Source organism: Kitasatospora sp. NPDC098663 (assembly GCF_044760075.1).
Classification (GTDB): Bacteria; Actinomycetota; Actinomycetes; order Streptomycetales; family Streptomycetaceae; genus Kitasatospora.
This window is the reverse complement of the sequence record NZ_JBIWAP010000018.1, coordinates 159,737-183,737: the sequence shown is the minus strand read 5'-3', so window position 1 is coordinate 183,737 and position 24,001 is coordinate 159,737. Positions and strand designations below refer to the sequence as shown.

General features: G+C 70.0%; 22 protein-coding genes and 1 pseudogene. 11 read left to right on the top strand and 12 right to left on the bottom strand.

Going from position 1 to position 24,001, the window contains the following annotated elements; translation table 11 throughout:
* Positions 1 to 115 precede the first annotated feature (115 nt).
* The 3 genes from ACIQVZ_RS21270 to ACIQVZ_RS21260 form a co-directional block, all read right to left on the bottom strand.
* Positions 116 to 2,773: a SpoIIE family protein phosphatase gene (locus ACIQVZ_RS21270; protein WP_402452005.1), complete on the bottom strand. Its 2,658-nt coding sequence runs from the start codon at positions 2,771 to 2,773 to the stop codon at positions 116 to 118.
* Positions 2,774 to 3,101: 328 nt separating this feature from the next.
* The gene (locus ACIQVZ_RS21265) at positions 3,102 to 4,085 is read right to left on the bottom strand and encodes an alpha/beta hydrolase (RefSeq protein ID WP_350887503.1); all 984 of its coding nucleotides are present in this window, start codon (positions 4,083 to 4,085) and stop codon (positions 3,102 to 3,104) included.
* Between the two features lie 90 nt (positions 4,086 to 4,175).
* Positions 4,176 to 5,243, bottom strand: a complete 1,068-nt coding sequence (locus tag ACIQVZ_RS21260; protein WP_350887506.1) for an alcohol dehydrogenase catalytic domain-containing protein — start codon at positions 5,241 to 5,243, stop codon at positions 4,176 to 4,178.
* A gap of 155 nt (positions 5,244 to 5,398) precedes the next feature.
* Here ACIQVZ_RS21260 and ACIQVZ_RS21255 point away from each other — a divergent pair, with 155 nt between their 5' ends.
* Positions 5,399 to 6,019 carry an ABATE domain-containing protein gene (locus ACIQVZ_RS21255; RefSeq protein ID WP_350887508.1) on the top strand — a complete coding sequence of 207 codons (621 nt, stop codon included), beginning with the start codon at positions 5,399 to 5,401 and terminating at the stop codon, positions 6,017 to 6,019.
* Positions 6,020 to 6,061: 42 nt separating this feature from the next.
* Here the strand turns inward: ACIQVZ_RS21255 and ACIQVZ_RS21250 are convergent.
* A pseudogene (locus tag ACIQVZ_RS21250) lies at positions 6,062 to 6,148 on the bottom strand (family 1 glycosylhydrolase); the annotation flags it as partial.
* Positions 6,149 to 6,358: 210 nt separating this feature from the next.
* Between ACIQVZ_RS21250 and ACIQVZ_RS21245 the strand changes: the two are divergent.
* On the top strand, positions 6,359 to 7,327 hold the full coding sequence (locus ACIQVZ_RS21245; protein WP_402452001.1) for a carbohydrate kinase family protein: 969 nt from the start codon (positions 6,359 to 6,361) through the stop codon (positions 7,325 to 7,327).
* A 40-nt stretch (positions 7,328 to 7,367) separates the two neighbouring features.
* The gene (locus ACIQVZ_RS21240) at positions 7,368 to 9,494 is read left to right on the top strand and encodes a trehalose-6-phosphate synthase (RefSeq protein ID WP_402451998.1); all 2,127 of its coding nucleotides are present in this window, start codon (positions 7,368 to 7,370) and stop codon (positions 9,492 to 9,494) included.
* 159 nt (positions 9,495 to 9,653) lie between these two features.
* Here the strand turns inward: ACIQVZ_RS21240 and ACIQVZ_RS21235 are convergent, their stop codons facing one another.
* Positions 9,654 to 10,997, bottom strand: coding sequence for a GH1 family beta-glucosidase (locus ACIQVZ_RS21235; RefSeq protein ID WP_402451996.1), 1,344 nt, complete (start codon positions 10,995 to 10,997; stop codon positions 9,654 to 9,656).
* 20 nt (positions 10,998 to 11,017) lie between these two features.
* On the opposite strand from ACIQVZ_RS21235, the gene ACIQVZ_RS21230 reads away from it, so the two are divergent.
* The 4 genes from ACIQVZ_RS21230 to ACIQVZ_RS21215 all read left to right on the top strand — a co-directional run bounded on the left by ACIQVZ_RS21230 (position 11,018) and on the right by ACIQVZ_RS21215 (position 13,503).
* Entirely contained in the window at positions 11,018 to 11,341 is a 324-nt protein-coding gene (locus tag ACIQVZ_RS21230) for a DALR anticodon-binding domain-containing protein (protein ID WP_402451994.1), read from the top strand.
* Positions 11,342 to 11,452: 111 nt separating this feature from the next.
* Positions 11,453 to 12,205, top strand: a complete 753-nt coding sequence (locus ACIQVZ_RS21225) for a methyltransferase domain-containing protein (RefSeq protein ID WP_402451992.1) — start codon at positions 11,453 to 11,455, stop codon at positions 12,203 to 12,205.
* A 67-nt stretch (positions 12,206 to 12,272) separates the two neighbouring features.
* A complete protein-coding gene (locus ACIQVZ_RS21220) occupies positions 12,273 to 13,046 on the top strand; it encodes an XRE family transcriptional regulator (RefSeq protein WP_402451991.1) in 774 nt (257 codons plus the stop codon).
* Positions 13,030 to 13,503 carry an NUDIX hydrolase gene (locus ACIQVZ_RS21215; protein WP_402451987.1) on the top strand — a complete coding sequence of 158 codons (474 nt, stop codon included), beginning with the start codon at positions 13,030 to 13,032 and terminating at the stop codon, positions 13,501 to 13,503. Before ACIQVZ_RS21220 ends, ACIQVZ_RS21215 begins: the two co-directional genes overlap by 17 nt.
* Here the strand turns inward: ACIQVZ_RS21215 and ACIQVZ_RS21210 are convergent.
* From ACIQVZ_RS21210 to ACIQVZ_RS21180, 7 genes are all read right to left on the bottom strand, one after another.
* Positions 13,491 to 14,093 (bottom strand): HD domain-containing protein, encoded by a 603-nt coding sequence (locus ACIQVZ_RS21210; RefSeq protein ID WP_402451985.1) that lies wholly within the window; start codon positions 14,091 to 14,093, stop codon positions 13,491 to 13,493. The two genes, ACIQVZ_RS21215 and ACIQVZ_RS21210, sit on opposite strands and share 13 nt — an antisense overlap.
* Positions 14,094 to 14,205: 112 nt before the next feature.
* Entirely contained in the window at positions 14,206 to 15,504 is a 1,299-nt protein-coding gene (gene serS / locus ACIQVZ_RS21205) for a serine--tRNA ligase (protein ID WP_350884033.1), read from the bottom strand.
* 386 nt (positions 15,505 to 15,890) lie between these two features.
* Complete coding sequence (locus ACIQVZ_RS21200) at positions 15,891 to 16,514, bottom strand: NUDIX hydrolase (RefSeq protein ID WP_402451982.1); 624 nt, start codon at positions 16,512 to 16,514, stop codon at positions 15,891 to 15,893.
* Complete coding sequence (locus tag ACIQVZ_RS21195) at positions 16,511 to 18,223, bottom strand: carbamoyltransferase (RefSeq protein ID WP_402451980.1); 1,713 nt, start codon at positions 18,221 to 18,223, stop codon at positions 16,511 to 16,513. The genes ACIQVZ_RS21200 and ACIQVZ_RS21195 overlap by 4 nt, the downstream gene beginning before the upstream one ends.
* 118 nt (positions 18,224 to 18,341) lie before the next feature.
* Positions 18,342 to 19,157, bottom strand: a complete 816-nt coding sequence (locus ACIQVZ_RS21190; protein WP_402451978.1) for a hypothetical protein — start codon at positions 19,155 to 19,157, stop codon at positions 18,342 to 18,344.
* Complete coding sequence (locus tag ACIQVZ_RS21185; protein ID WP_402451976.1) at positions 19,154 to 20,284, bottom strand: radical SAM protein; 1,131 nt, start codon at positions 20,282 to 20,284, stop codon at positions 19,154 to 19,156. Before ACIQVZ_RS21185 ends, ACIQVZ_RS21190 begins: the two co-directional genes overlap by 4 nt.
* A 542-nt stretch (positions 20,285 to 20,826) precedes the next feature.
* Positions 20,827 to 21,546: a class I SAM-dependent methyltransferase gene (locus ACIQVZ_RS21180; protein ID WP_350884023.1), complete on the bottom strand. Its 720-nt coding sequence runs from the start codon at positions 21,544 to 21,546 to the stop codon at positions 20,827 to 20,829.
* Between the two features lie 603 nt (positions 21,547 to 22,149).
* On the opposite strand from ACIQVZ_RS21180, the gene ACIQVZ_RS21175 reads away from it, so the two are divergent.
* Genes ACIQVZ_RS21175 through ACIQVZ_RS21160 form a run of 4 tightly spaced genes read left to right on the top strand, consistent with a single transcriptional unit; the run spans position 22,150 to position 23,843 of the window.
* Complete coding sequence (locus tag ACIQVZ_RS21175; protein ID WP_402451973.1) at positions 22,150 to 22,590, top strand: NUDIX domain-containing protein; 441 nt, start codon at positions 22,150 to 22,152, stop codon at positions 22,588 to 22,590.
* A 35-nt stretch (positions 22,591 to 22,625) separates the two neighbouring features.
* Entirely contained in the window at positions 22,626 to 23,171 is a 546-nt protein-coding gene (locus ACIQVZ_RS21170; RefSeq protein WP_402452017.1) for an AAA family ATPase, read from the top strand.
* 6 nt (positions 23,172 to 23,177) lie between these two features.
* Positions 23,178 to 23,309, top strand: a complete 132-nt coding sequence (locus ACIQVZ_RS21165) for a hypothetical protein (protein ID WP_402451972.1) — start codon at positions 23,178 to 23,180, stop codon at positions 23,307 to 23,309.
* A gap of 21 nt (positions 23,310 to 23,330) precedes the next feature.
* Positions 23,331 to 23,843 (top strand): NUDIX domain-containing protein, encoded by a 513-nt coding sequence (locus tag ACIQVZ_RS21160; RefSeq protein WP_402452015.1) that lies wholly within the window; start codon positions 23,331 to 23,333, stop codon positions 23,841 to 23,843.
* The last annotated feature ends 158 nt before the right edge of the window (positions 23,844 to 24,001 follow it).

Genomic DNA, 24,001 nt, shown 5'->3' with positions numbered 1-24,001 from the left:
CCCCTCAAACGCGCCCAACACCGCAACTGGCCACCACCACAACCGGCAACAGTCACAATCACCCAGCCGGCAACAACCTAAAGTCACCGGCATTGCCCCTAGGAGGGCTGCTCGGCTACTCGATCACGGGCCAGGCCATCGAGGCGCTCGGCTGCAGCGACTGCTCGGCCCAGATGATCTTGCCCCAGGGCGTGTAGCGCACGCCCCAGCGCTCGGCGAGCCGCGCGACGAGGAACAGGCCGCGGCCGCCCTCGTCCTCGGCGGCCGCGTAGCGCAGGTGCGGGGCGGTGCTGCTGGTGTCGGCGACCTCGCAGATCAGCGTGCGGTCGTACAGCAGCCGCACCTTGATCGGTTCGGTCCCGTGGCGGATGGCATTGGTCACCAGCTCGCTGAGCACCAGTTCGGTGACGAACACGGCCTCCTCGAGGCCCCACTCGGTGAGCTGCCGGGTCGCCTCGGCCCGCGCCCGGCCCACGGCCGCAGGGGTCGCGGCCACCTCCCACTCGCTGAGCCGATCGGGCGCCAGCATCCGGGTGCGGGCGACGAGCAGGGCGATGTCGTCGGTCTGGCGGACGGGTAGCAGGGCGTCGAGCACGGCGTCGCAGACCTCCTGGGGCGACCGGTCCGCGCGGGCCAGGGTGGCGGTGAGGATGTCCAGGCCGACACCGATGTCGCGGGTGCGGTCCTCGATGAGGCCGTCGGTGTAGAGAACCAGGTTGCTTCCCTGCGGCACCCGCACCTCCGTGGCTTCGAAGGGCATCCCGCCCAGGCCGAGCGGCGGGCCGGCGGGAAGGGTGAGGATCTCCACCGTGCCGTCCGGGTGGACGAGGGCGGGCGGCGGGTGGCCCGCCCGGGCCAGAGCGCAGATGCCGGTGGTCGGGTCGTAGATGGCGTAGAGGCAGGTGGCGCCGGTGATCGCGAGCTCGCCCTCGGCCGCCGCCGTCTCCTGGTCGATGTGGGCGACCAGTTCGTCCAGGTGTCCGAGGAGCTCGTCCGGCGGCAGGTCGAGGGTGGAGAAGTTCTGGACCGCGGTGCGCAGCCGGCCCATGGTCGCGGCCGCGTGCAGGCCGTGGCCGACCACGTCCCCGACGACGAGCGCGACCCGGGTGCCCGACAGCGGGATGACGTCGAACCAGTCGCCGCCGACCCCCGCCTGGGCGGGGTGGTAGCGGTAGGCGATGTCGAGGGCGCTCTGCTCGGGCAACGCGCGCGGCAACAGGCTGTGCTGGAGGGTGACGGCCATCGTGTGCTCGCGCGTGTAGCGGCGGGCGTTGTCGATGGACACGGCCGCCCGGGCGGCCAGTTCCTCGGCCAGGGACAGGTCCTCCTCCTCGAAGGGGCCTCTGTCACGGCTGCGCCAGAAGCAGGCGATGCCCATCAGCACGCCCCGTGCCGACAGCGGAACGGCGATCAGCGATCCCAGACCGAACTCCAGCACCGCCTGCGTACGCTCGGTGTCCTGCATGCGCCAGCCGGCGTCGGTCGCCAGCTCGGTGACCAGCGTGGGACTCCCCCGGACGAAACCCGCCGCCTGCGGGGTGCCCCGGCCCCACCTGACCAGCTCCCCCTGGGGGTACAGCGGCGAATCGTCCCGGACGCCCGCGAGCGCCACCCGCCGCAGCTCCACCGGGGCATCGACCAGCAGGGCCCGTGGCTCCTCGCCGTCCAGGACCGCCTCGGCGAGGTCGACGGTGGCGTAGTCGCAGAACTCGTGGGCGGCCGTCCGGACGAGCTCCTCCGCGGTGCGCCGGACGTCCAGGGTCGTGCCGATCGCCAGGCTCGCCTCGTAGAGCAGCCTGAGCCGGCTGCGGGCGACCTCGGCCTTCCCCGCGAGGGCGCGCAGTTCGGTGGAGTCGCGCAGGGTGGTGACGCTGCCCGACGGGCCTCCCCCGCTGTCGGTGGGGCGGCTGTTGACGGCCAGCAGGCGGTCTCCGACGGGAAGCACCTCGTCGGTGACCGCACGGTCGGAGATCAGCAGTTCGGACGTGCGGGGGGCGAGGCCCAGGTCGGCGACGGGGCGCCCCTCCACGTCGGGGGGCAGGTCGAGCAGGCGGCGCGCCTCGTCGTTGGCGAGCAGGACCCGGCCGTCGCCGCCGACGATGGCCACGCCCTCGCGCACCGCGTGCAGCACCGCGTCGTGGTGCTCGTACATCCGGGTCATCTCTTCCGGCCCCAGGCCCCGGGTCTGCCGCAGCAGACGCCTTCCCACCAGCGCCGTACCGGCCGTGGCCAGGCCGAGCGCCAGAGCGCCGACGCCCAGGACGACCGGCAGCTGGCGGTTGAACGCGCTGCTCACGTTGGAGACCTTCATCCCGGACGAGACGATGCCCACGACCGCCCCGTGGGAGTCCTCCACCGGGACGACCACCTGGTACTCGGAGCCGAGCGGGCCGTGCACGTCCTCGATGGTGACCTGGCCGTGCAGCGACGGCCCGATGGTGCCGATGAACATCTTGCCGATCAGCTCCGGATCGGGGTGGGTGTAGCGGATGCCGTTGCGGTCGGTCACCACGATGAAGTCGACCCCGGCAGCCGTACGGGCCGCTTCGGCCAGCGGCTGGAGCACCGCGCTGGGGTCGGGGCCCTGCATCGCCGCCACCAGGCCGGGACCGTGGGCGAACCCCTGGGCCGCGGCGAGCGTACGGCCGTGCGCCGCGTCGAACCGGTCGCTGCGGGACTGGACCAGCAGCACCACGACGGCCGTCACCACCAGCAACAGCACGATCAGCACCTGTAGGACGAACATCTGACCGGCGACACTCCGGATGCTCATCACCGACCACAGGCGATGCGCCGACTGCTCCCGCGGGGCTGAGCGTGGGTGTCGCCGCTCACGACGGCTACCCGATCGGCGCAGGGGCAGCCAGGAGGAGCGGCCCGTGTCTCTGGCCATACACCCATGATCTACCGCGCCCCTCCCACGAGCGGGCCACACTACGCTGATGGGGGCGAAGCGCAGGTGGCAGCGCGTCCCGCCGCGACACCGGACGGCTCACCCGCCCCCGGGGCCGGCCGGACCCTCACCGTTCCTCCCCTCTCCTCTCGCTTCCTCTCGCTTCCTCTCGTTTTCCTCCACGGCCGAACAGTCCTCGGCGCGGATGTCAGGTGGGGGACGGAGCGGTGTGGAACTGGCGGGTGAGGTAGTTGGACCAGGTCTGGTGGAACGTGGTGGCAAGTCGGGACTGGGGGGCGATGAGGTCGAAGGCGTGGTAGGCGCCTGGGTAGAGGTGGAATTCGACCGGGACGCCGTGGGCCCGCAGACGGGTGGCGTAGTCGAGGTTCTCGTCGCGGAAGCAGTCGAGGTCACCGACGGTGATGAAGGTGGGTGGCAGGGCGCTGAGGTCGGTGGTGCGGGCGGGGGCGGAGTAGGGGCAGACGTCGTCGGTGCCGGCGCGGTCGCCCAGGATCGCCTGCCAGGCGAGGAGGTTGGTCGAGCGGTCCCAGATGCCGATGTCGGTGATCTCGTGGCTCGATGCGGTGCGGTTGCGGTCGTCGAGCATGGGATACGTGAGTGACTGGAACAGCGGTGTCACGCCGCCGCGGTCGCGGATCAGGAGGGTCGTGGCCGCCGCGACGCCTCCGCCGCCGCTCTGGCCCCCGATGCCGATGCGGGTGCCGTCCAGTCCCAGGGCCTCCGCCTCGCGGCCGAGCCACTGGTAGGCGGTGAAGCCGTCCTCGGCGGCGCCGGGGGCGGGTGTCTCGGGGGCGAGCCGGTAGTCGACCACGGCGACGGCGCAGCCGAGGCCCGCGCTCAGCCGGGTGAGCCACGGGTCGTCCTGGGCCGCGAAGCCGAGGACCTGTCCGCCGCCGTGGAACCAGAGCAGGACCGGCAGAGGTCCGGGCGCTTCGGTGGGACGCAGAAGGCGGATCGGTACGTCGGGGCCGTCCGTTCGGCGCGCGAGGTGCGTCTCGACGGTGACCGACGGGTCGCCTGGCTGGGCGTCGGCGGCGGCCTCGGCCTGGGCGCGGAACGCCGCGCGCGTTGCGGCGAGGTCCGTCAGGTCGAACGCGCCGTTGGGGGTCATGGGGACTGCGTCGAGGGCCAGACTCAGTTCCTGGTCCATCAGTTGACGGGATGCGGGCATGGTCGTTCCTGCTCTCGGGGGGAGGTGTTTCGGGGGAAGACGTCTCAGGGGGAGGCGCCTCAGGGGGGAGACGTCTCAGGGGGAGACGTCTCAGGGGCGGAACGCGTCGATGACGACCACGCCGGTGGGTCCGTACGTCTCCAGGGACTCCAGGACCTCGCTCGCCTCGTGGAGGCCGACGGTGCGCGAGACGATGCGGCCGGGGTCGAGGCGACCGGCGGCGATCATGTTCAACATCGTGCCGAAGCGCTGGCCCTGCATGCCGAAGGCGCTCAGGAACTCCAGTTCCTTGACCATCATGACGTCGACCGGCAGCGCGACGTCCCCCTGTTCCGCAGCGGTGGTGTGGCCGAGCTGGAGGTGGCGGCCGCGGGTGCGCAGGGAGAGGACGGAGTTGCGGCAGGCCGCGGCGATGCCCACGGCGTCGACCGACACGTGCGCACCGCCGCCGGTGAGGGTCTTCACCGCTTCGGCGGGGTCGTCGGTCGCCGCGTTGACGGTGTGGACGGCGCCGAGTGCGCGGGCGGCGTCCAGCTTGTCGTCCGTGATGTCGATCGCGATGACGTTGGCGCCCGTCGCCGCGGCGATCTCGACCGTCGACAGCCCCATGCCGCCCCCGGCGCCGTACACCGCGACCCATTCGCCGCCGCGGACCTTCGCCTGGTCGACGACGCCGTGGAAGGCCGTCATGTAGCGGCAGGCCAGCGCGGCGACGTCCACGAAGCCGACGCCCTCCGGCACTTCGACCAGGTTGACGTCGGCGAAGCGGACCATGACGTACTCGGCGAAGGCGCCCCAGTAGGACACCCCGGGCACGAGCGAGTCCACGTGCTCGCAGACGTGCTGATTGCCGCTGCGGCACATCTCGCACGAGCCCTCGCCGGGGTTCATCGGGAAGATGACGCGGTCGCCCTCCTTCCACCCCCGTACCTCGCGGCCGACCTCCACGACGGTGCCGGCGAACTCGTGGCCGAGGACGAACGGGGCCTCGACACGCGGTCCGCCCGTCCAGAACTCCCCGGCCCACAGGGCCCAGTCGGTCCGGCAGATCCCGTTCGCCCCGACGCGCACGATGGCGCCGTCCGGCGGGCAGGAGGGGTCGGGCACGTCGCGGATGACGAGCGGCTTGTGGAGTTCCTCGATGACTGCGGCGCGCATGGCGCGGCCTCCTCGTGCTGAAGGGCGTTGGGCGTTGGGCGTTGGCGAGAGTCGACGGGAGCGGGAAGCAACCGCCTGAAGTCCACCGGTTCAAGCGGTGGACTTGGAAGCTAGTCGCTTGCCCGGAGCCATGTCAACCACCTAAAGTGGTGGACATGGACGACAGGATCGGCAGGGACGACAGCCGCGAGGGGCGCCAGCGCGCCAAGGCCGACTTCCGCTTCGACGACGCGCGATTGTGCTTCGCCTTCGCCGGCACCCTGGCCGACCGCGGCGCGGACACGCCCTTCGAACGGCTCGCCCGGCCCGAGGACCTGAGCCGCTGGGCCGTCGAAAGCGACTGCACGACAGCGGCACCGCCCTGCACCGAGGCCGACCTCGGCCGCGCCAGGCGACTACGTGAGGCGATCCAGCGAACCGGCCGCGCCCTGGCGGACGCCGCGCCGCCCTCGCCCGACGACATCGCCCTCGTCAACCGCGCCGCCGCCGAACCCCCCTCGACACCCGAACTCGCCCCCGACGCGACCACCGTGCACTGGCACGGCGACGCGGTCGCGGCGGTGCTCTCGATGGTCGCCCGGGATCTGATCGCCCTCTGCGCATCGGAGCACCGCACCCGCGTCCGCATCTGCGGAAACCCCGACTGCGGCGCCCCCTTCGTCGACACCTCCCGCGCGGGCGCCCGCCGCTGGTGCTCGATGAAGACCTGCGGCGCCCTCGTCAAGAAGCGCGCCTACCGGGCGAGGCACCAGACACCTGCTGCCGACGCCCGGTAGCGCGTCGCGGCGCGCGGCGGGTGGCGGGTGGCGGGTGGCGATCAGGTCGCGGTACCAGGTGCAGGAGGCCTTCGGGGTGCGCTGTTGGGTGCCGAAGTCGACGTGGACGATGCCGAAGCGCTGGTAGTAGCCCTCGGCCCGTCGAACAGGCTGTCATCGTATCGGTCCGCCCCGAAGAGCCTCATTGTCCCCAGGGCCGCTCCGGTCGCGAGCGCGCGGCGCACAGGCTTGTTCATCGTCATCCCGATTCGTGGCGGGGCTGCGGCCGCCGCTCATCCCGCCGATCGACCAGGTCACGTTTCACCCCGTCCAGCCGTTCGATGACCCTATGCTCGCCGAATGGAGACGAACGAAGCGGCACGGACCTGCGAAGTCCTCGTCGCCGGAGCCTACTTCGTGGACCTGGTCTTCCACGGCCTGGAGCGGCCGGTGCTGCCGGGCACGGAGGTGTTCGCGGATGGTTTCGGCCTGGTGCCGGGCGGTGCGTACACGCTGGCGATGGCGCTGCACCGGCTGGGGCGGCAGGTGGTGTGGAGCGTGGACTTCGGCGCGGACCCGTTCAGCGCCCATGTGCTGTCCTGTGTGAGGCAGGAGGGACTGGACGAGACCGCCTTCCGTCACCACCCCTTCCCCCTGCGGAGCCTGACCGTCGCCTTGTCGTCCGGCGACGACCGGGCGATGGTCAGCTTCCAGGACCCGATCGACCCCGAGCCGCTCGTCCCGCTGCTGCGGCGCTTCCGCCCACGCGTGCTGATGTTTCCCCAACTGCGGTGGGACGACGAGACGGCGACCGCGGTCCGAACCGCACGTCAGATCGGCACGCTGGTGGTCATGGACTGCCACGACACATCCGCGACCCTCGACGATCCGGCCGTCCGTGACGTCCTCGCACTGGTCGACGTCTTCACGCCGAACGATGGAGAAGCCCTGCGTCTGACCGGCGCCGGCGACCTGGACGACGGGATCGCGGCACTCTCCCGCCTGGTGCCCACCCTGGTGGTCACGCGCGGCGCGCACGGTGCCACCGTGGTCCGGAACGGCGAGCGCCACGATACCCAAGCCGTCCTCCAGGCCGGCGCCATCGACCCGACGGCGGCGGGCGACTGCTTCAACGCGGGTCTGGTGCACGGGCTTCTCGACGGCTGGAGCCTGCCCGATTGTCTCGCCGTAGCGGCAGCCTGCGGAGCCGCGGCGACCACCGGGCCCGGTTCCAGTGCGGCCCTGCACGCCGGGGAGCTCGACCGCCGACTGGGCCGGTCACTCCAGCGTCGGCCCCGGCCGAACCCGACGGACAACAGCATGAGGTGAACGCTTCAGAACGGGCCGTGGTCGTGTTAGCGTCCCTCGGATGTCGAGGATTCTGGTCACCGATCTGGACGGCACCTTGCTCGGCGGCACCCGCGACGACCGACGTCGGCTAAGGGACGCCCTGGCCCGTCACCCCGAGGTGACCCCCGTCTTCGCCACCGGACGCGGACTGGCCTCGATCCGTGAGGTCCTTCGCGATCTGCTCGTCCCTCGGCCCCGGTGGATCATCGCCGACGTCGGCGCGACCGTCATCGACGGCATGGACTTCACCTCCGTCGACCCGGTCCAGGAACAGCTGCGGGCCGGCTGGCCGGGACCGGATCGGGTATGCGTCGCGTTACGCCGTTTCCCCGAACTCGTCTACCAGCACGCCGTCGTCCAAGACGGCCGCTGCTCCTACCACCTCGCCCCCGGCCGGCTCACCGGGGAACTCACCGAGGCCGTCGAGGCCCTCGGCTGCACCTGGGTGTACTCGGCGGACCGCTACTTCGACGTCCTGCCACCAGGAGCCTCCAAAGGCAACGCCCTTCGGGCCCTGGCCGGGAAGCTGGGCTGGCAGCCCGAGGAGATCCTCGTCGCCGGAGACTCCCTCAACGACCTCTCGCTGTTCCGGACCGGCACCCACGCCGTGGTCGTCGCCGGTGCCGAACCCGCACTGCTCACCGCCCTCGCCGACGACCCCCGCGTCCAACGCCCCGGTCGGGCCGGCGCGGCCGGCATCCACGCGGCGCTCCAGAAACTCGGCTGGCTCTCCCCCGATCCCGGCCCCGGCCCCAGTCCCGGCCCCAGCCACGAACGCCCCGCCGACCGGCACTCCCTCGTGCTGGCCTACCACCGCCCGCCGCTGCACTGGAACGGCGACAGCTGGCAGCCGCCCAGCAGCCCCAACGGCATCCTGCCCACCCTGACCAGTGCCTTCTCCGACGGCCTGCCGGGGATCTGGGTCACCACTCTGACCGGGCGCGACCAACAGGCCCCGCTCCCGCGACCCGCCACACTCCCTTTGGCCACCGTACCGGTGGACCCGGCCACCTGGAGCGGCTACTTCCACCGCGCCTGCAAGGAAACCCTGTGGCCGGTACTGATGTCCGAACCGGGCCGGGCCGTCCACGACGAACGGGCGTGGGCCGACTACCGCACGGTCAACGCACGCTTCGCCCGACACATCAGCGCACAGGCCGCCCCCGGCGCCACCGTCTGGCTCCACGACTACAACCTCTGGCTCGTCCCCGGCCGGCTTCGCCGCATCCGACCCGACCTCAGAATCGGGATCTTCCACCACACCCCGTTCCCCGCCCCGGAGACCTTCGCCACCCTCCCGGTCGCCGCCGAACTGCGCTCCTCATTGGCCTGCCTCGACTGGGCGGGCTTCCACACCCAGGAATTCGCTGACCACTTCCGCCGGACCCTGGCAGGCCTGCCCGAACCACCGCGCGTCGGTGTCCACCCGCTCGGCATCGACCGACCTGCCATCGAGAAGCTCGCCCGCCTCCGCGCGCCGCACCGCCGCCCGACCATCGGCCGTGTCGTGCTCTCGGTCGAACGCCTCGACTACGCCAAGGCCCCGATCCAGAAGGTCGACGCCATCGACCACCTGCTCACCCGCCGACCCGGACTACGCGGCCGGCTCACCTTCCGGCTCGTCTGCCCACCACCGGAGCCCGGCATCACCGCCTACGACACCACCCGCCACCACCTCGAACAACGCGTCACCGAGGTCAACGCCGCTTGGCGGCAGGGAGCTTGGCAACCGGTCGACTATCTTCCCCACCGCCTGTCCACCACCGAGGTCGTCGACGAGTACCTGGCAGCGGACGTGCTCTGGGTGACCTCCCTCCAGGACGGTATGAACCTGACCGCCAAAGAGTTCGTCGCCGCCCGGGCCGCCGTCCTGCACCGTCACGCCGATCCGGGAGTCCTGGTGCTCTCCCGCCACGCCGGCGCCGCCGCCGAACTCGGCGAGGCCGCACTGCTCACCGATCCGCACTCACCGGAAGACCTCAGCACCGTCCTCGGCCGGGCCCTCGACCTCACCATGGTCGAACGCCGGACCCGCATGAACCGGCTCTCCGAACTCCTCGGCCGCGAGCGGCCCACCGACTGGGCGACCCGCATCATCCACATGATCCGGAGCAGCGACATCGATGGCACACCAGCGCCAGCGTGATGTCCCTACGCGCCGGCCCAGGCACCACGGGCTGCGGCCTTGTCGAACACCCTGTCTTCTACGCAAACCTCAGGCACAGCTGCTGCGACCTACGCTGTCCAGGTGGCTCACTCAGCCCGCTGCCGAGAGGGCCACCCAACCGCAGCGGCTGGACGCCAACTACCTTGTACGAGAAGCACGATGGGCGGCGATCAGGTCGCGGTACCAGGCGTAGGAGGCCTTCGGGGTGCGCCGCTGCGTGGCGAAGTCGACGTGGACCAGACCGAAGCGCTGCCTGAACAGTCCCTCCGCCCATTCGAAGTTGTCGAGGAGGGACCAGGTGTAGTAGCCGCGGATGTCGATGCCCTCGGCGGCGGCCCGGGCGAGGGCGTCGAGGTGGGCGGACATGAAGTCGATGCGGGGTTGGTCGGGGACGGTCTCCTCGGTGACGGAGCAGCCGTTCTCGGTGATGGTGATGGGCGGGAGGGCCTTGTCGTAGAAGTCCCGGAGCTGGAGGAGGAGTTGGGTGAGCGCGGAGGGGACGACGGGCCAGCCGAAGGCGGTGTGGGGAACATCGGGGATGTCGACGAAGTCGAAGGGGAGGCCCGGTTCGGTGGGGGCGGCGATGCGGGTGGGGTTGTAGAAGTTGAGGCCGAGGCCGTCGAGGCCGGGGGCGGCGATGAGGTCGGTGTCGCCGGGGTGGATGGCACCGTAGAGGTCGTCGGGGACGCCGAGGGCGGAGAGGTCGGGGTAGCGGCCGAGGAGGACGGGGTCGGTGAACAGGCGGTTGTGGAGGGCGTCGTAGGCCTGGGCGGCGGCGAGGTCGGCGTCGGAGGGGGTGGCCGGCTCGACCGGGGTGAGGTTGTTGGAGAGCATCACCTCCAGGCCGCGGTCGTGGAGCACCGAGGCGGCCAGGCCGTGGGCGAGGAGCTGGTGGTGGGCGGCCGGGAGGGCCTCCAGCATCAGGGTGCGGCCGGGGGCGTGGGTGCCGAGGGCGTAGCCGAAGACGGTGTGGACGAAGGGCTCGTTGAGGGTGATCCAGGCGGGGACGCGGTCGCCGAGGCGGTCGGCCATGACGGTGGCGTACTCGGCGAAGCGGTAGGCGGTGTCGCGGTTCAGCCAGCCGCCGCCGTCCTCCAGTGCCTGCGGGAGGTCCCAGTGGAAGAGGGTGGGCAGCGGGGTGATGCCCGCCTCCAACAACGCGTCGACGAGCCGGTCGTAGAAGGCGAGTCCGGCGGGGTTGACGGCGCCCGCGCCCGTCGGGAGGATCCGGGGCCAGGAGATGGAGAAGCGGTAGCCGTCGAGCCCGAGGTCCTTCATCAGCGCGACGTCCTCGGGGTACCGGTGGTAGTGGTCGCAGGCCACCGCGCCCGTGTGACCGTCCCGGACGGCGCCGGGGCGGGCGGCGAAGACGTCCCAGACGGACGGCCCGCGGCCGTCCTCGTCCACCGCTCCCTCGATCTGGTAGGCGGCGGTGGCGGCACCCCAGCGAAACCCCGCCGGCAGGTCGTAGCGATCCGGCATGGCAACCTCCTGACGAGAACATGAGGATTGCTCATGTTACTGACACCAGGCAGAAATGCCAGAGGGGGCACACCGCCATCCGGAGATGGTTCAGCAGAGGTTCGGCAGACTTCCGCGATCCGCTCTCGCAAGAGACTTGCAGTGATGGCGCGCGCATCGGCTCAACAAGACCGGCGCCGCTGGGGCTGACGAAGGCCCTCACCGACTTCTACGGGTCCTGTCCCGTCCTCAAGGCGGAGACACCGGCCCACCGGACGAACCGGGTGGCACTGTGCCGGCTGACCGCGGAGACGCTGGCCCGGGACCTCGACCTGCTCGGCCTCCAGGCGCCGGACCTGATGTAGTGACAACCACCGCCGCGCCAGCACAATGCCACCCTGATCCCCTTCCGCCGACCGCTGCTGACCAACTGCACGCCCACGTCCGCGCATTGCGGCCCGGGCTGGAGGTGTCCGATGTCCGAGGCTGATGAGCCGATTCACGCTCTCCTCGCAGACCTGTCGCAGCTGCCCGCGGACGGGACACTGGTCGATCTCGGCTGCGGCGCTGGACCGACGCTCGCTGCGATGTCCCGCCGCCACCCTCGGGCACGACTCGTCGGTCTGGACCGGTCAGCGGCGGCACTCTCGACCGCACGAACCCGCCTGACCAGGCATGGTCGAGGCGTACAGCTCGTCCAGGCAGACCTGCGGCGGTCCCTCCCCCTGGCCGGTGGTTGCGCCGACGCAGTCGTGTCCTACAACGTACTCGAGTGCCTCACCGACCCTGCGGAGCTCGTTCGCGAGGCCGTTCGACTCCTCAGGGCCGAGGGCACCCTGGTGCTCGCGCACGTCGACTTCGACTCGATCATGGTGGCCGGCCCGCCGGCTGACCTGGACCGGCGGGTGTGCCACGCCTTCACCGACGATCGCCAACCGTGGATGGACCACGCGAACGGCCGCATCGGTCGCGCGCTGCCTGGCTTGGTCGGGGCCGCCGGGCTGACCCTGCAGCGCACCGAGACACTCACGACCGCCTCGACGGTACTCACGGGCCACCCCGAACGTCGACTGGCCGACATGCGCAGAGCATTGCTGGGCTCAGCTGCACGTGGCACGACGACGGTCACCGCAGCCGAGGTCACAGACTGGCACGCGGGCGTGCAAGCCGCGGCCCGAGATGGGCGGTTCTTCTTCTCCGAGACGGTAGTGGTGGCCGTGGGCCGGTGAACCTGGACTCTTCCGGCGTCCCAGGACGTCCTTGCGGGTCCCGGTGGAGTCCGGTTGGATATCCGCTGTGAACGAGCGATTGCGCTCCGCACTCGTCCAGCGCGGTGTGCCCCCTGCGGCACTCGCAACGGTCTGCGAGGTGGACCCCAAGACCGTGACCCGCTGGTTGGGCGGTCGCGTGCCCCATGCCCGTCACCGGTGGGCTGTTGCGCACCACCTCCAGGTGGACGAGACCTTCCTCTGGCCGGAGCCCCATCCCCGGTCCGCACAGGTCACCGGTCCCGGTGTCGGCCTCGTGGCCACATACCCCGACCGTGCCGGCGTCCCGCGGGAGATGTGGCTCTCCCTGCTGCTGGAGGCAGACCAGAACATTGACGTGCTGGTGTTCTCGGGGACGTTCTTCGCCCAGTCGAACCCGCGCATCGCCACGATGCTGGCGCAGCGCGCGGCGGCCGGGGTGAAGGTCCGGCTGTGCTTCGGAGACCCGCAGGGCCGCGCGGTGGCGATCCGCGGACGTGAGGAGGGCATCGGCGACGCCCTCGCAGCGAAGATCCGCGCCTCGCTGACCTACTACCGACCGCTGCTGGGCACGCCCGGCTGCGAGATCCGCCTGCACGACACCACGTTGTACAACTCGCTGTTCCGCTACGACGACGACCTGCTGGTCAACCCGCACGTCTGGGGCCGGCCGGCGTCCGCGAACCCGCTGCTGCACCTTCAGAACGACGGCCGGCTGGGCTGGTTCAGCGGCTACGCTTCGAGCTTCGACGCGGTCTGGAACTCCGCCCGGCCGTGGAACGACGACGCACAGGGGAGCCAGTCTCATGGCCGGCAGGACTGAGTACTACGGCGATCCGGACGCACCGGCCGCGAACTCGCTGGTCCCTGCGAGCAACCTGCTCGTGCAGAACGAGGTCGGCGAGATCCTGCTGCAGCGCCGACGCGACACCGGGCAGTGGGCGCTGCCCGGCGGGAAGCAGGACATCGGTGAGTCCGCCGCCGACTGCGCGGTGCGAGAGTGCGAGGAGGAGACCGGGATCAAGGCGGAGGTGACCGGTCTCCTCGGGGTCTACTCCAATCCGGAGCACATCGTCGTCTACAGCAGCAACGACGAAGCCCGCCAGCAGTTCGAGGTGGCGTACATCGGCCGCCCGATCGGCGGTACCCCGACGATCAACGATGAGGCCGACGGTGTGCGCTGGGTGCGGCCCGGCGACCTGGACGAGTACGACATCCACCCGAGCATGCGGCAGCAGATCGGCCACTACCTCAGCGGGCGGTACCCCTACCTCGGCTGACCCGCGGCGGCGATCCGCTCTTCGGTGCGGGCCACCGCCGCCGCGATCTCCGGCTGGGCTCGCTGGATGAACCGTCCCACCAGCGTGTCTGCTCCGTACCGGGCGAGGATCTCCGCGACCCGGTCCCTGGAACGGGTCGGCTTCCCGTCGGGGGTAGTGGTCATGTCGCAGAAGATCAGGGCGTCCACCAGTACCTGGTCGGCGAGCATCGGGAACTCCCACTCCAGGGCTTCGCGTAGCCCGCGTTCCTCAGCTTCCAGCAGGGCGAGCGAGTGGTTTGCCACCAGTCGCACGAGCCGCGTGTCCGCGCCGTGCTCGTCCCGCAGGAACCTTGCACCGTCGAGAGGATGAAAGCCCGTCAGGGCCAAGCGGGGAGCGTAGCCGACATCGTGGAGCACTGCGGCGGCGACCAGCAGGCCATCATCCGGCCCGGCGACCGCGGCCAGTTGCTCGGCTTGACGTGTCACCCCTTGGGAGTGCAACCACCGCCTCGGCAGGGTGTCCGCCAGCTCCTGCTCGGCGATCCGCCGCGCCCACTGTGGCAAGGTCTCCGTCACGTTGCCAGCCTCCCCGCCCAACACCTGGTCCATGCGTTGCTCTGGGGGGAGCACGCACTGCCCAGGTCACCGCTGTAGCAGTGCCCTGGGCAGTGGCCCGCTGTCGGCCCGGACGCGCTGTGTTCCGGGCCTGCCGCTGGTACGACTACCTGCGTTCAGCTGGGGTCAAGGACTTGCAGCCGAGCCAGCGCTGCAGCACGGTCGGCACCGCGACGGTGCCGTCCGCCTGCTGGTGCTGTTCCAGCAGGGCCGGCACCAGCCGACTGGTGGCCAGCCCGGAGCCGTTCAGGGTGTGCAGGTAGGCGGCCTTTCCTGCCACGGGGCGGTAGCGGATGTTGCCGCGCCGGGCCTGGTAGTCCCGGGCGTTCGATACCGAGCTCACCTCGACGTAGCCGTCGATGCTGGGCAGCCAGACCTCGACGTCGAAGGTCTTGGCCATCGAGGCGCTGGTGTCCTCGGCAGCCAGCCGGGTGATTCGGTGGTGAAGGCCGAGCGCCTCGACCAAGTTGGCTGCCTTGGTCAGGAGTTCCTCGTGGGCGATGTCGGAGGCGTCGGGGTGCGCGAACTGGAACATCTCGACCTTGTTGAACTGGTGGCCGCGAAGGGTACCGCGGTCGGCGGCGCGGTAGCTGCCGGCCTCGCGCCGGTAGCAGGGCGAGTAGGCGACGTACTTGCGCGGCAGTTCGGCCTCCGGGAGGACCTCGTCGCGGTGGAGGTTGACCAGGGCGGTTTCCGAGGTCGGTAGCAGGAACCGCTGCGGCCCGGCCGGACCCTGCTCGAGTGCGAAGACGTCCTCGGCGAACTTGGGGAACTGACCTGCGGTGTAGCCGGCCTGGTAGGTCAGCAGGTGGGGCGGCAGGATCAGCTCGTAGCCGTCCTGGACGTGGGTCTCGATGAAGAAGTTGAGCAGCGCCCATTCGAGGAGCGCGCCGTTGCCGCGGTAGACCCAGTTGCCGGTGCCGCCGAGCTTGACGCCGCGCTCGTAGTCGATCAGACCGAGTCGGCGGGCCAGATCGACGTGGTTGTGCGGCTCGAAGTCGAAGGCCGGGCGGGTGCCGTGCGCGCGGACGACCTGGTTCTGTTCCTTGCCGCCGGTCGGCACGTCCTCGTCGGGCAGGTTGGGCAGCTGGTCGAGGAACGCCTGGCGCTCGTCGGCCAGGGTGGTGAGCTGCTCCTCGAGTGCGGCGAGGCGGGTACCGAGTTCGGTTGCCTCGGTGCGCTTGGCGTGGGCGGCGGGGTCCGCCGAGTCGAGCCGCGCGATCTCGCGGGAGATCTGCTTGCGCTCGGCGCGTAGCGTCTCGACCTCGGTCATGCCGTGCCGGTACTTCTCGTCCAGGGCGAGAAAGGCGGTGAGGTCGATGTGAAGGGCTCGCTTCGCCAGCGCGCGCTCGACGCGCTGGGGGTGCTCTCGGATCACGGTGATGTCCAGCATTTCGGGTCCCATCGATCAGTCGGAGTCCGACGTGATCCCTTGGGGGCGTGGGCGAGAAGGGAACTCGCGGTGCCACCACGCCTTCGCCGGCACCCGGAGGTGACGGCCTCGACAGCTCGATAACGGGAGCGAACCGGCGGGGCATTGGGCCGCAGCCGGCCGTTCCTCCCCCCACTCGGGAGGGGATTCACCCCAGGACGCGAGGCTGCCTTCCCAGCTGCCGGCAGCTCTCTCGGCTCGCGTGCCCTGCGGCTACTTGTCTCCGTCAGCGCGTTGCCCAGAGGATAGATTGCTCGGGCCGCCGCGAGCAACGCAGAATCGCCGTACAGATTCGTCCGATCACCCTGAGCGACATCACGGTGGTGGGTGTGGCTCGCTGTCTTGCCAGCTCGGCAGCTTCACTGCCGCCGGTTCTCGTGAGAGCCGGTTGCCGAAGCTGATGAGTGTCGCTCGGCCAGCGCGATCAGCCCTCGCACTGCGTCCGAGACGTCCGGCAGGGCGTTCGGCCTGGCCCAGACGAAGTCGTCGTGCTCGCTCAGGATGATGGGCGCGGTGGCGGTGAAGGCGTACTGCCGGCCTCGCTGCCCCTTGCGGTTGGTGTAGTCGACAGAGCCGAGGTAGCCGGTGATCGTCGCCGTCAGGCCGCACTCCTCCAGGGTCTCCCGCAGAGCGGCCAGGACCATCGGGATGTCCGGTGAGCGCGGGCTCAGGTCCGGGTGGCGGCCGTCGACGTACTCAAAGACGAGGATGAGCCAGCCGTCGACAGTCCCGGACCACAGCGGCCGAGGCCCGAGGCCGGCTGGCGGGACGGAGTTGATCCCGGCCTCCAGCTGGTGATCCTTCGAGAGCGGGTGGCAGACGGCTATCGCCTTGAGGAAGACGCGTCGGTGGGCCAGGGTGAGAGCGGCGCTGATGCCGGGGGTGTGGCCGCCAGGGCGCTCCTCGATGCGGAGGACGGGTCCGAACTCCCGTTCCACCGCTATGCGTAAGGGGGCGGGGATGATGCCGCCGGGGTGGTTCACCGCGTGGTCTCCTCGATGACGTACGGGCCGGCCACGAGTGCGTCCAGGCCGCACTTCAGGAAGGTCGCGACCGCATCGCTCGGGGTGCAGACGATCGGCTCGTCCGCGCCGTTGAACGAGGTGTTCAGCACGACGGGCAGACCCGAGAGCTGGTGATAGGCGTCAATGACGTTCCACAGCAAGGGGTTTGTATCCCGGTGCACTGTCTGGACCCGGGCAGAGCCGTCCACGTGGACCACGGCTGGCAGGCGATCCCGCTGCTGCCGGTGCACCGTGCCGGTCGCCAGCATGTACGGGTAGACGAGTGCGCCGGCGGACGGCAGGGCGAAGTAGTCGTCGGCGTGCTCTGCCAGTACGGCCGGCGCGAACGGGCGAAACGCCTCCCGCTGTTTGATCATGGCGTTGATCCGGGAAGCGGTCGTGGCGTACTGGGGAGAGGCCAGGATGCTGCGGGCTCCCAGCGCCCGCGGTCCGAACTCCATGCGGCCCTGGAACCAGCCGATCACCTTCTCCGCCCTCAGCAGCCGGGCGGCGTCCCGGTGCGGCTCGGCCGTGCGCCGCACCCGGTACCGGCTGGTAGGGATGCCGCTCAGGGCCGAGCGGATGGTCTCCTCGTCGTAGGAGGGGCCGAGGAAGGCGTGTCGAAGCGGGCTCCGGACCGGGCTGACCGCAGTGACCAGCGCCGCGCCGATGGAGGTGCCGGCGTCGCCTGCTGCAGGCTGGATGAAGATCCGGTCGAACCGGCCCGATGCGATCACGGTGGCGTTGGCGACGCAGTTGAGTGCGACGCCGCCGGCCAGGCAGAGCGATCGTCGTGGTACGAGGCGCTGGGCGAAGGTGAGGTAGGAGCAGACCAGCTGCTCCAGGAGGTGCTGGAGGGCGCGGGCAATATCGCGGTGCCGATCGGTGATCGCGTCCTCGGGGTGCCGGGGCGGCCCGAGGAGTTCGACCAGAGCCGGGCTGAACAGGTTGCGCCGGGCGCTGGGCCGGCGGTGGTGGTCGAAGTAGCGCAGGTTCAGGTGCAGTCGGCCGACGCTCTGGTCGAACCAGGCGAGGCGCCCGATCTGGTCGAAGTACCGGGGGCCTCCGTAGGCTGCCAGGCCCATCACCTTGCACTCGTCGCTCTGCGGACAGAAACCGAGGTACCGGGTCAGGGCGCTGTACAGGTATCCGAACGAGTGCGGGTAGACGATGTGATGGCGCCTCGTCATCCGGCCGTCGGTGCTGTCGTAGATCGCGGCGGTCTCGTACTCGCCGCGGCCGTCGAGGGTGACGACCAGCGCCTCATCGAAGGGGGAGGTCAGGTAGACGCTGGCGGCGTGCGCCCGGTGGTGCGGCACGGGTATGAGCGGCAGGTGGGCCGGTAAGAGGCCGCTGCGGCGAACCACCTGGGGCAGCCTGCGCCGCGTGCGGTACTTGGCCAGGTCGGACAGCACCGAACCGATCGACGCCGGTGTGCCGTAGCGCAGGTTCGACGGCGCCAGGAGAAGGTGGAGCTTCGGGTCGACGAACAGCGCTGCTTGGTCGAGGTCCTGTGGGTGGGCGCCGGCCAGGTCCAGGCAGGCCCGGATCGCCTGCTCGGGGAACACCTTCGTGTTCTTGATCCGATTCAGGCGCTCCTCTTCGACGGCGGCGACCACCGTTCCGTTGTGAACGATGGCCGCTGCCGCGTCGTGGGTACCGAAGTTCAGCCCCAAGGTCAGAGTCAACAGCCCTCGCCGATCTGCTTGTGGCCTCCCACGCACGGGCGCAGGGCTCTGGAGGCAAGGATCATGCTGCCGGCCTGGACGTGGCCCTCGGGGCCCGTTCGTGGCAGGGCGACGTCAATCACAGGATGGCCTCCTTGTATCCGGTGCTGCTGGTGCGGGGACCGGAGGGCCTTGAGCGTTGCGAGTTCCGGACGGTGTCGATCACTTCGTTGACGTGTTCCGGTGAGGACATCGTGATGGCGATGGCCTCCACACGCGGATCACTCAGCGCCCAGGTGAGAGGGCGGAGTCTGCCGCGGGCGGTGCGGGCGAGCGGGTCGATCAGGGCACCGCGGTTGAGCGGCGACATCCCGACGAAGCCACGGTCGGCCTGCGAGATCTGGGCCAGATGCGAGATCGGCCACGGAGAGGCGAGGTGGTACTGGGCGGCAACGGCGGAGATCGACTCCTCCCGCAGGGCAGCACGGACCTCGGCCGGGCCGTGGCAGTAGGCGTAGACCGCGCCGATCCGCCCCGAAGCGAACGCGACCCGGGAGCCATGCCGATAGAAATCCCTCAACGCCTTCTGGTCGTTGAGAAGTTCAGCCCGCTCCGTGCGCTTGAGGTCAACCTGCAGCACTACCGCGTCGATCCGGGCGATGCCCAGCTGGCCGGTGGACATCTCGATGGCCGTGCTGATGCGCGCTTCGAGGTCCCCCCGCAGCGGGCACTCCGCCTTGACCAGGTGACGGAGCCCGGCAACGGGGCCGACGTGGTCCAGCACCTCCCGCACCGCCCACTGCGTGCCGAGGTGCGGGTTGGAGTGGATCGTGCGGACCCCGGCCTCCAGCGCGGTACGCAGCGCGGCCAGACCGGGCCGCGAGTCCTTGCCGGGCAGCAGACGGCCGGCGACGAACGTCGAAGTGCCGAAGCACAGGCGCTCCAGGCCCGTCACATCTCCCCCCGCGCTTCCAGCGCCTCGCGGGTCAAGATGGTGCGGAAGTGCGCGATCGTCTTCTGCTCGCCGATGACCTTGTCGAACCGCAACTCGCCGAGCTGGTCGCGGTAGTGCTTGCGGTTCGGGTTGTCGATGTCGAACTGCTCGCTGTCGCGGTAGCCGGTCAGCCGCTTGAACGTCTCGCGCTTCTCATCCAGGGACATCCCCCACAGGACCGGAGGGTTCTTCTGGCTGATGCAGACCGTCGTCATCCCGTTCGGGCTGATCCGCAGCTTCCAGCAGCCACCGCACGGGTAGTCCCAGGAGAACATCGCGAGCACCGCGACCTTTACCCCAGTGTCGCCGATCTCGAAGTAGTTGTAGCTCGGATTGTCGCCCTCGATCGACTCCCGCCGCACCGGCCGCAGTTCACCCGCCTTCGCGAGCGCTTGGAGGATCGCCTGCTCCTCCACGAACTGGTTCTTCCAGAAGGCCTCGCCCTCGGCGCCGAGCTGGGCGGGGTTCGAGGGGAAGAACTGGTTCAGCTTGATCGCCAGCTGGCCCGCCCCTCCGCTGTTGTTCAGCTCACGGGCGTGGTCGATGAAGGCGGGCAGCTCGTGAAGGGTGTCGCGCATCGTCACGCACGAGATCTTCGTCAGAGTCGGCAGCAACTCGACCGAACGCTCGATGCTGCGCAGGGTGTCACTGTGAAAGCCCCGCCGGGTGATCAACAGATTGCGCTGCTCATCCAGGGTGTCGATGCTGACGATCGCCCGGGTCAGGCCGGCATCGATCGCCTCTTCGATGAAGTGGTGCAGGCGGTAGCCATTGGTCGTGACGATCTGCTGGTCGTAGCCGATCTCCTTGCCGGCACGCAGCAGATCCACGAAGTCGCGCCTCACGGTCGGCTCTCCACCGGTGTAGTGGACCCTCCGGAAGCCGATGTCATAGCCGGCCTGCAGGACCTCGATCGCCTCCTCCAGCGAAGGCTGAACGATGACTCCCTGCTTCCCTTCCGGAAGGCAGTACTGGCAGCGGATATTGCAGCGGGACGTAATGCCGAACCGGAGATTCCATTTACGCATGCCGGACGAGTACCGATTGTCCATCACCTTCACGGATTTCTGCATTGCTTCGTGCTTCACGGGCACCTGCCTTTCAGGGGAACAGTGTCCAGAAGGAGAGCTGCGCGAATTGATCCGGTTCCAGGAGTGAGCGCGGTTCTCCAGGCTGCGATTACCTTGCGCCGCCAGAATGGAGAATTCTCCAGATTCTGACGGGTCTACTGGGTGCCTTCCAACCACGTTTCGGGACGCTCTGAGGACGTCCCGAAACGTAACCGGTGGGGCTGCCCGGCGTATCCCACGCGGGTGACAGCGCGAAGCCGGGTCCCACCCCGCTGCGAGCGACGGCGGGACCGGCTGAGGGATCTACCGAGGGTGCATGTTGGTCGTCCCGCCCCATTGGTACGAGCCGCCAGGGCGCGATGACGTTACGCCCGAATGCCCAACTGCCGTATTCACGAAGGCGGCGGGTTCGACACCGCCATGGGCCAGGCTCTGGCGTCCGTGCCGGCGCTACGCGTGATGACTGGCTGTTCGCCGACGGTACCGGCCTGTCGAGACGAGCACGCTGTCCACAGAGCGCTGGAGGGTGCGTGCCCCGGCGCCGGGAGCGAAGCGGCTGCTCAAGCGTTGGCCAGCCACAGACCCTTGTACTGGATCTTGGGGTGCCGGTGGTCTCTTGTGGTGGTACCGGCCGGGGTGTAGCCGCAGGACCGCAGCAGGTCCGCCGTTGTGACTTGGTCTCGTTCCTCGTTGTAGACGCCGATGATCAATCGGCCGCCCGGGGCGACGACATGGTCCAACAGATGGGCTACGTAGGCTCCACGCAGGTCCGTCGGTACGTAGTCCAGGCCGGTGCGGACGGCGTCGAAGCGATGTGAAGGCTTCCAGCCCATCGCGTTCGCGGTCCAGATCCGATGCGCCCACTTCGGGCAGCGCGTTCGGGCGAGGTCGGCGAGGGCCGTGGAGATCTCCACCCCGTAGGGCTCGATGATGATCCCTGTTTCAGCCGCCCAGTTGGTCAGGCTCTCCATCAGGTGGCCACTGGCGCATCCGACGTCGAGGAACGTCCCGCCGTGAGGCGGGAGCAGGTCGACGAGCAGGCCACGGGCTTCTCGCCAGCGGATCTCGTCGCCGCTGTGGCCGGACTGGGCCCGCGGGTTGTCGCCGTTGAGGTAGGCCGGTTCGATGACGTTCAGGACAGCGGAGTGCCACTCGGTCGCCGTGATCTCGCCTGCCTGGTACGCCTCGTCGATGGGTGCCAGATCGCGCCAGCCTCGCTCCTTCATGCTCGCGATGTCCTCGGCGTCGTGGCCGCCCGGAGGACGCGTGGTGGGGTCCATGCCTGCTCCTTCCGTGTTCGGTGACGATGGTGCAGTAGCAGTACAGCTGCGTTCAGCTCGATTGAAGGGGCCGGATCAGTCGCGCGGCCTCGCGCTGCGCGGGTTCCACGCCCATGTCGTTCGGTCCGGACCCAGTTGCTGCGGTCGGTGCCGGCTCCGACCGTCCGGCGCCTGCTCACCACGCTGGTCCGATCCAGCCTAGTGCCGAGGCGCTGCTCCACCTGGTCCAGGACGTGACGGACGGGCTCCCGCCGGAGGTCCATGGTCTACCGGACAAGGCCGGGGTCGGTGACCTGCGGCGAGGTGACCCCAGCCAGCTCACGTAGTCGCGGGACGGACGCGGGGATGAGCTGTTCCGCACCGAGGGCGCCCTGGCCGGTCGGCAATCGCCTTACCAGTATGACGAGTTGGGGCCGTTCACCGGATCGTGTGGCATCTGCCGCGACACGCCGACACTGCCTCGCCGGGCCGCCTACGGTGGGACACCTGCCGACGCACTCACGTACGACTGACGATCACCAGTTTGATCGCAGCTTCGCCATGTCCTGAACCAGCCGGACTCCCCGCGCTGGCTCTCTCCCGCCCCTGGAAGGAGACATCCCCGTGCCGCACACGCTGAGTGTCGGAGTTCACCTGGTCCTGATCGAGAACGGCCGGGTGCTGCTCGGACAGCGCGCCAACACCGCGTTCGCCGACCGGCACTGGCACGCTCCGGCCGGCCACCTCGAAGCGGGAGAGTCCGTCCTGGCCGGCATGGCCCGCGAGGCCGAGGAGGAACTCGGCATCACCATCCGGGAGCAGGACCTCGTCCTGGTGCACACCCTCCACCACCTCGACGCCGACGACGGGGCCGGACGCCTCCAGCTGTTCTTCACCCCCCGCGCGTACACCGGCAAGATCACCAACCGTGAACCGGACAAGTGCACCGCTCTCCGCTTCTGGCCGCTGGACGGCCTTCCGGAGCCGATCGTCGGCTACACCGCGGACGCGCTCACGCAGATCACCGCCGGCCGCCCGCTGTCCGTCGTCGGTTGGCCGGCATGAGCGCCGTGAACCACCCGGCGCCCCCAGCGACCGGGATGCCTGCCGGGAGCGCGGAGACCCGTCTCGTGGTCGTTCGGGGAAACTCGGCGTCGGGCAAGTCGTCGGTAGCGGCGGGCATCCGGGACCGGTTCGGGCGGGGCCTGGCCGTGGTCGCGCAGGACAACCTCCGCCGCATCGTGCTGCGCGAGCGGGACCGCCCCGGCGGCGCGAACATCGGCCTGATCGACACCGTCGCCCGGTACGCGCTGGGCGCCGGCTACCACGTCGTCATCGAAGGCATCCTGTACGCCGACCACTACGGCGAGATGCTCCAGCGCCTGGTGGACGACCATCGCGGCGTCACCCGCTGCTACTACCTCGACATCCCGATCGACGAGACGCTGGTCCGGCACGCCTCGAAGGCCGACCGCGAGTACCTGGCGGCCGTCACCGAGCGGGAACTGCGCGACTGGTACCGCGAGCACGACCTGCTCCCGGGCGGCATCGAGACCGTCGTCGGCAGCGACAGCACCCTCCACGACTCGGTCGACCGCATCATGCGCGACACCGCGCTCTCGGAGCTTGCCGACCGCGACAGCTAGGAGCAGTTGTCCGACCGCCGCGCCCGCTCCAGCGACCGCGCCACCGACGCCGGCGCCCCGCTCTACCGCAGCCTCGGCTTCGAGCCCGTCGGCGGCTTCATGGCCCTGCGCCCCACCTCACCAGGACGGACCGGCTGACCGCCGCGACTCCGCCCATCCATCCCCCTTGACGAGGAGTACCTGCTGCACGAGACGAGCAGGCTGTCGGTCGGCGTCATCGCCCACGACCTGAACACCGACCGGATCGCCACCGTCCACTACGCGCAGCGCAGTTGGACACCGGGGCCCGCGTGGACGATCCCCGGTGGGAAGGTCGACCCCGGGGAGGCCATCCCCGATGCTGCTGCCCGGGAGCTGCGTGAGGAGGCCGGGCTCATCGCCCGGCCGTCCGACCTGCGCCTGGTGCACACGATCCAGGCCAAGGAGGGCTGGGACGGGGGCGGCGGGTTCGTTCTCTTCGTCTTCGCCACCAGCGAGTTCACGGGTGAGCTGGCCAACGTCGAGCCGGACAAGCACCTGGAGGTGCGCTGGCACCACTCCGCCGACGTCCTGCCCAACCCGATGTTCCCGACGTCCAAGGCCGCAGTGGAGGCGTACCTCGCAGGTGGGCCCGCGTTCTCCGCCCACGGATTCGACACCGCCTCCGGCGGGCACCAGCTCGTCGGAACGTGATCGGTGTCCGCCGGACCCCGTCGGTCCGCCCAGTAGGACCTCGGCGGCCGCCTGCCCCACCAGACCACCCCGACCACCCCGACCACCTCGACCACCTCGACCACCTCCAGCGTCTGACCGCCTACTCACTACCCCCGACCCGAACATTCCGACCAGCA

Excerpts from the sequence above, each read along its gene's own strand:
- ACIQVZ_RS21270 (WP_402452005.1), bottom strand. The coding sequence starts at position 2,773 with ATGAGCATCCGGAGTGTCGCCGGTCAGATGTTCGTCCTACAGGTGCTG.
- ACIQVZ_RS21265 (WP_350887503.1), bottom strand. The coding sequence starts at position 4,085 with ATGCCCGCATCCCGTCAACTGATGGACCAGGAACTGAGTCTGGCCCTC.
- ACIQVZ_RS21260 (WP_350887506.1), bottom strand. The coding sequence starts at position 5,243 with ATGCGCGCCGCAGTCATCGAGGAACTCCACAAGCCGCTCGTCATCCGC.
- ACIQVZ_RS21255 (WP_350887508.1), top strand. The coding sequence starts at position 5,399 with ATGGACGACAGGATCGGCAGGGACGACAGCCGCGAGGGGCGCCAGCGC.
- ACIQVZ_RS21245 (WP_402452001.1), top strand. The coding sequence starts at position 6,359 with ATGGAGACGAACGAAGCGGCACGGACCTGCGAAGTCCTCGTCGCCGGA.
- ACIQVZ_RS21240 (WP_402451998.1), top strand. The coding sequence starts at position 7,368 with ATGTCGAGGATTCTGGTCACCGATCTGGACGGCACCTTGCTCGGCGGC.
- ACIQVZ_RS21235 (WP_402451996.1), bottom strand. The coding sequence starts at position 10,997 with ATGCCGGATCGCTACGACCTGCCGGCGGGGTTTCGCTGGGGTGCCGCC.
- ACIQVZ_RS21230 (WP_402451994.1), top strand. The coding sequence starts at position 11,018 with ATGAGGATTGCTCATGTTACTGACACCAGGCAGAAATGCCAGAGGGGG.
- ACIQVZ_RS21225 (WP_402451992.1), top strand. The coding sequence starts at position 11,453 with ATGTCCGAGGCTGATGAGCCGATTCACGCTCTCCTCGCAGACCTGTCG.
- ACIQVZ_RS21215 (WP_402451987.1), top strand. The coding sequence starts at position 13,030 with ATGGCCGGCAGGACTGAGTACTACGGCGATCCGGACGCACCGGCCGCG.
- ACIQVZ_RS21210 (WP_402451985.1), bottom strand. The coding sequence starts at position 14,093 with ATGGACCAGGTGTTGGGCGGGGAGGCTGGCAACGTGACGGAGACCTTG.
- serS (WP_350884033.1), bottom strand. The coding sequence starts at position 15,504 with ATGGGACCCGAAATGCTGGACATCACCGTGATCCGAGAGCACCCCCAG.
- ACIQVZ_RS21180 (WP_350884023.1), bottom strand. The coding sequence starts at position 21,546 with ATGGACCCCACCACGCGTCCTCCGGGCGGCCACGACGCCGAGGACATC.
- ACIQVZ_RS21170 (WP_402452017.1), top strand. The coding sequence starts at position 22,626 with ATGCCTGCCGGGAGCGCGGAGACCCGTCTCGTGGTCGTTCGGGGAAAC.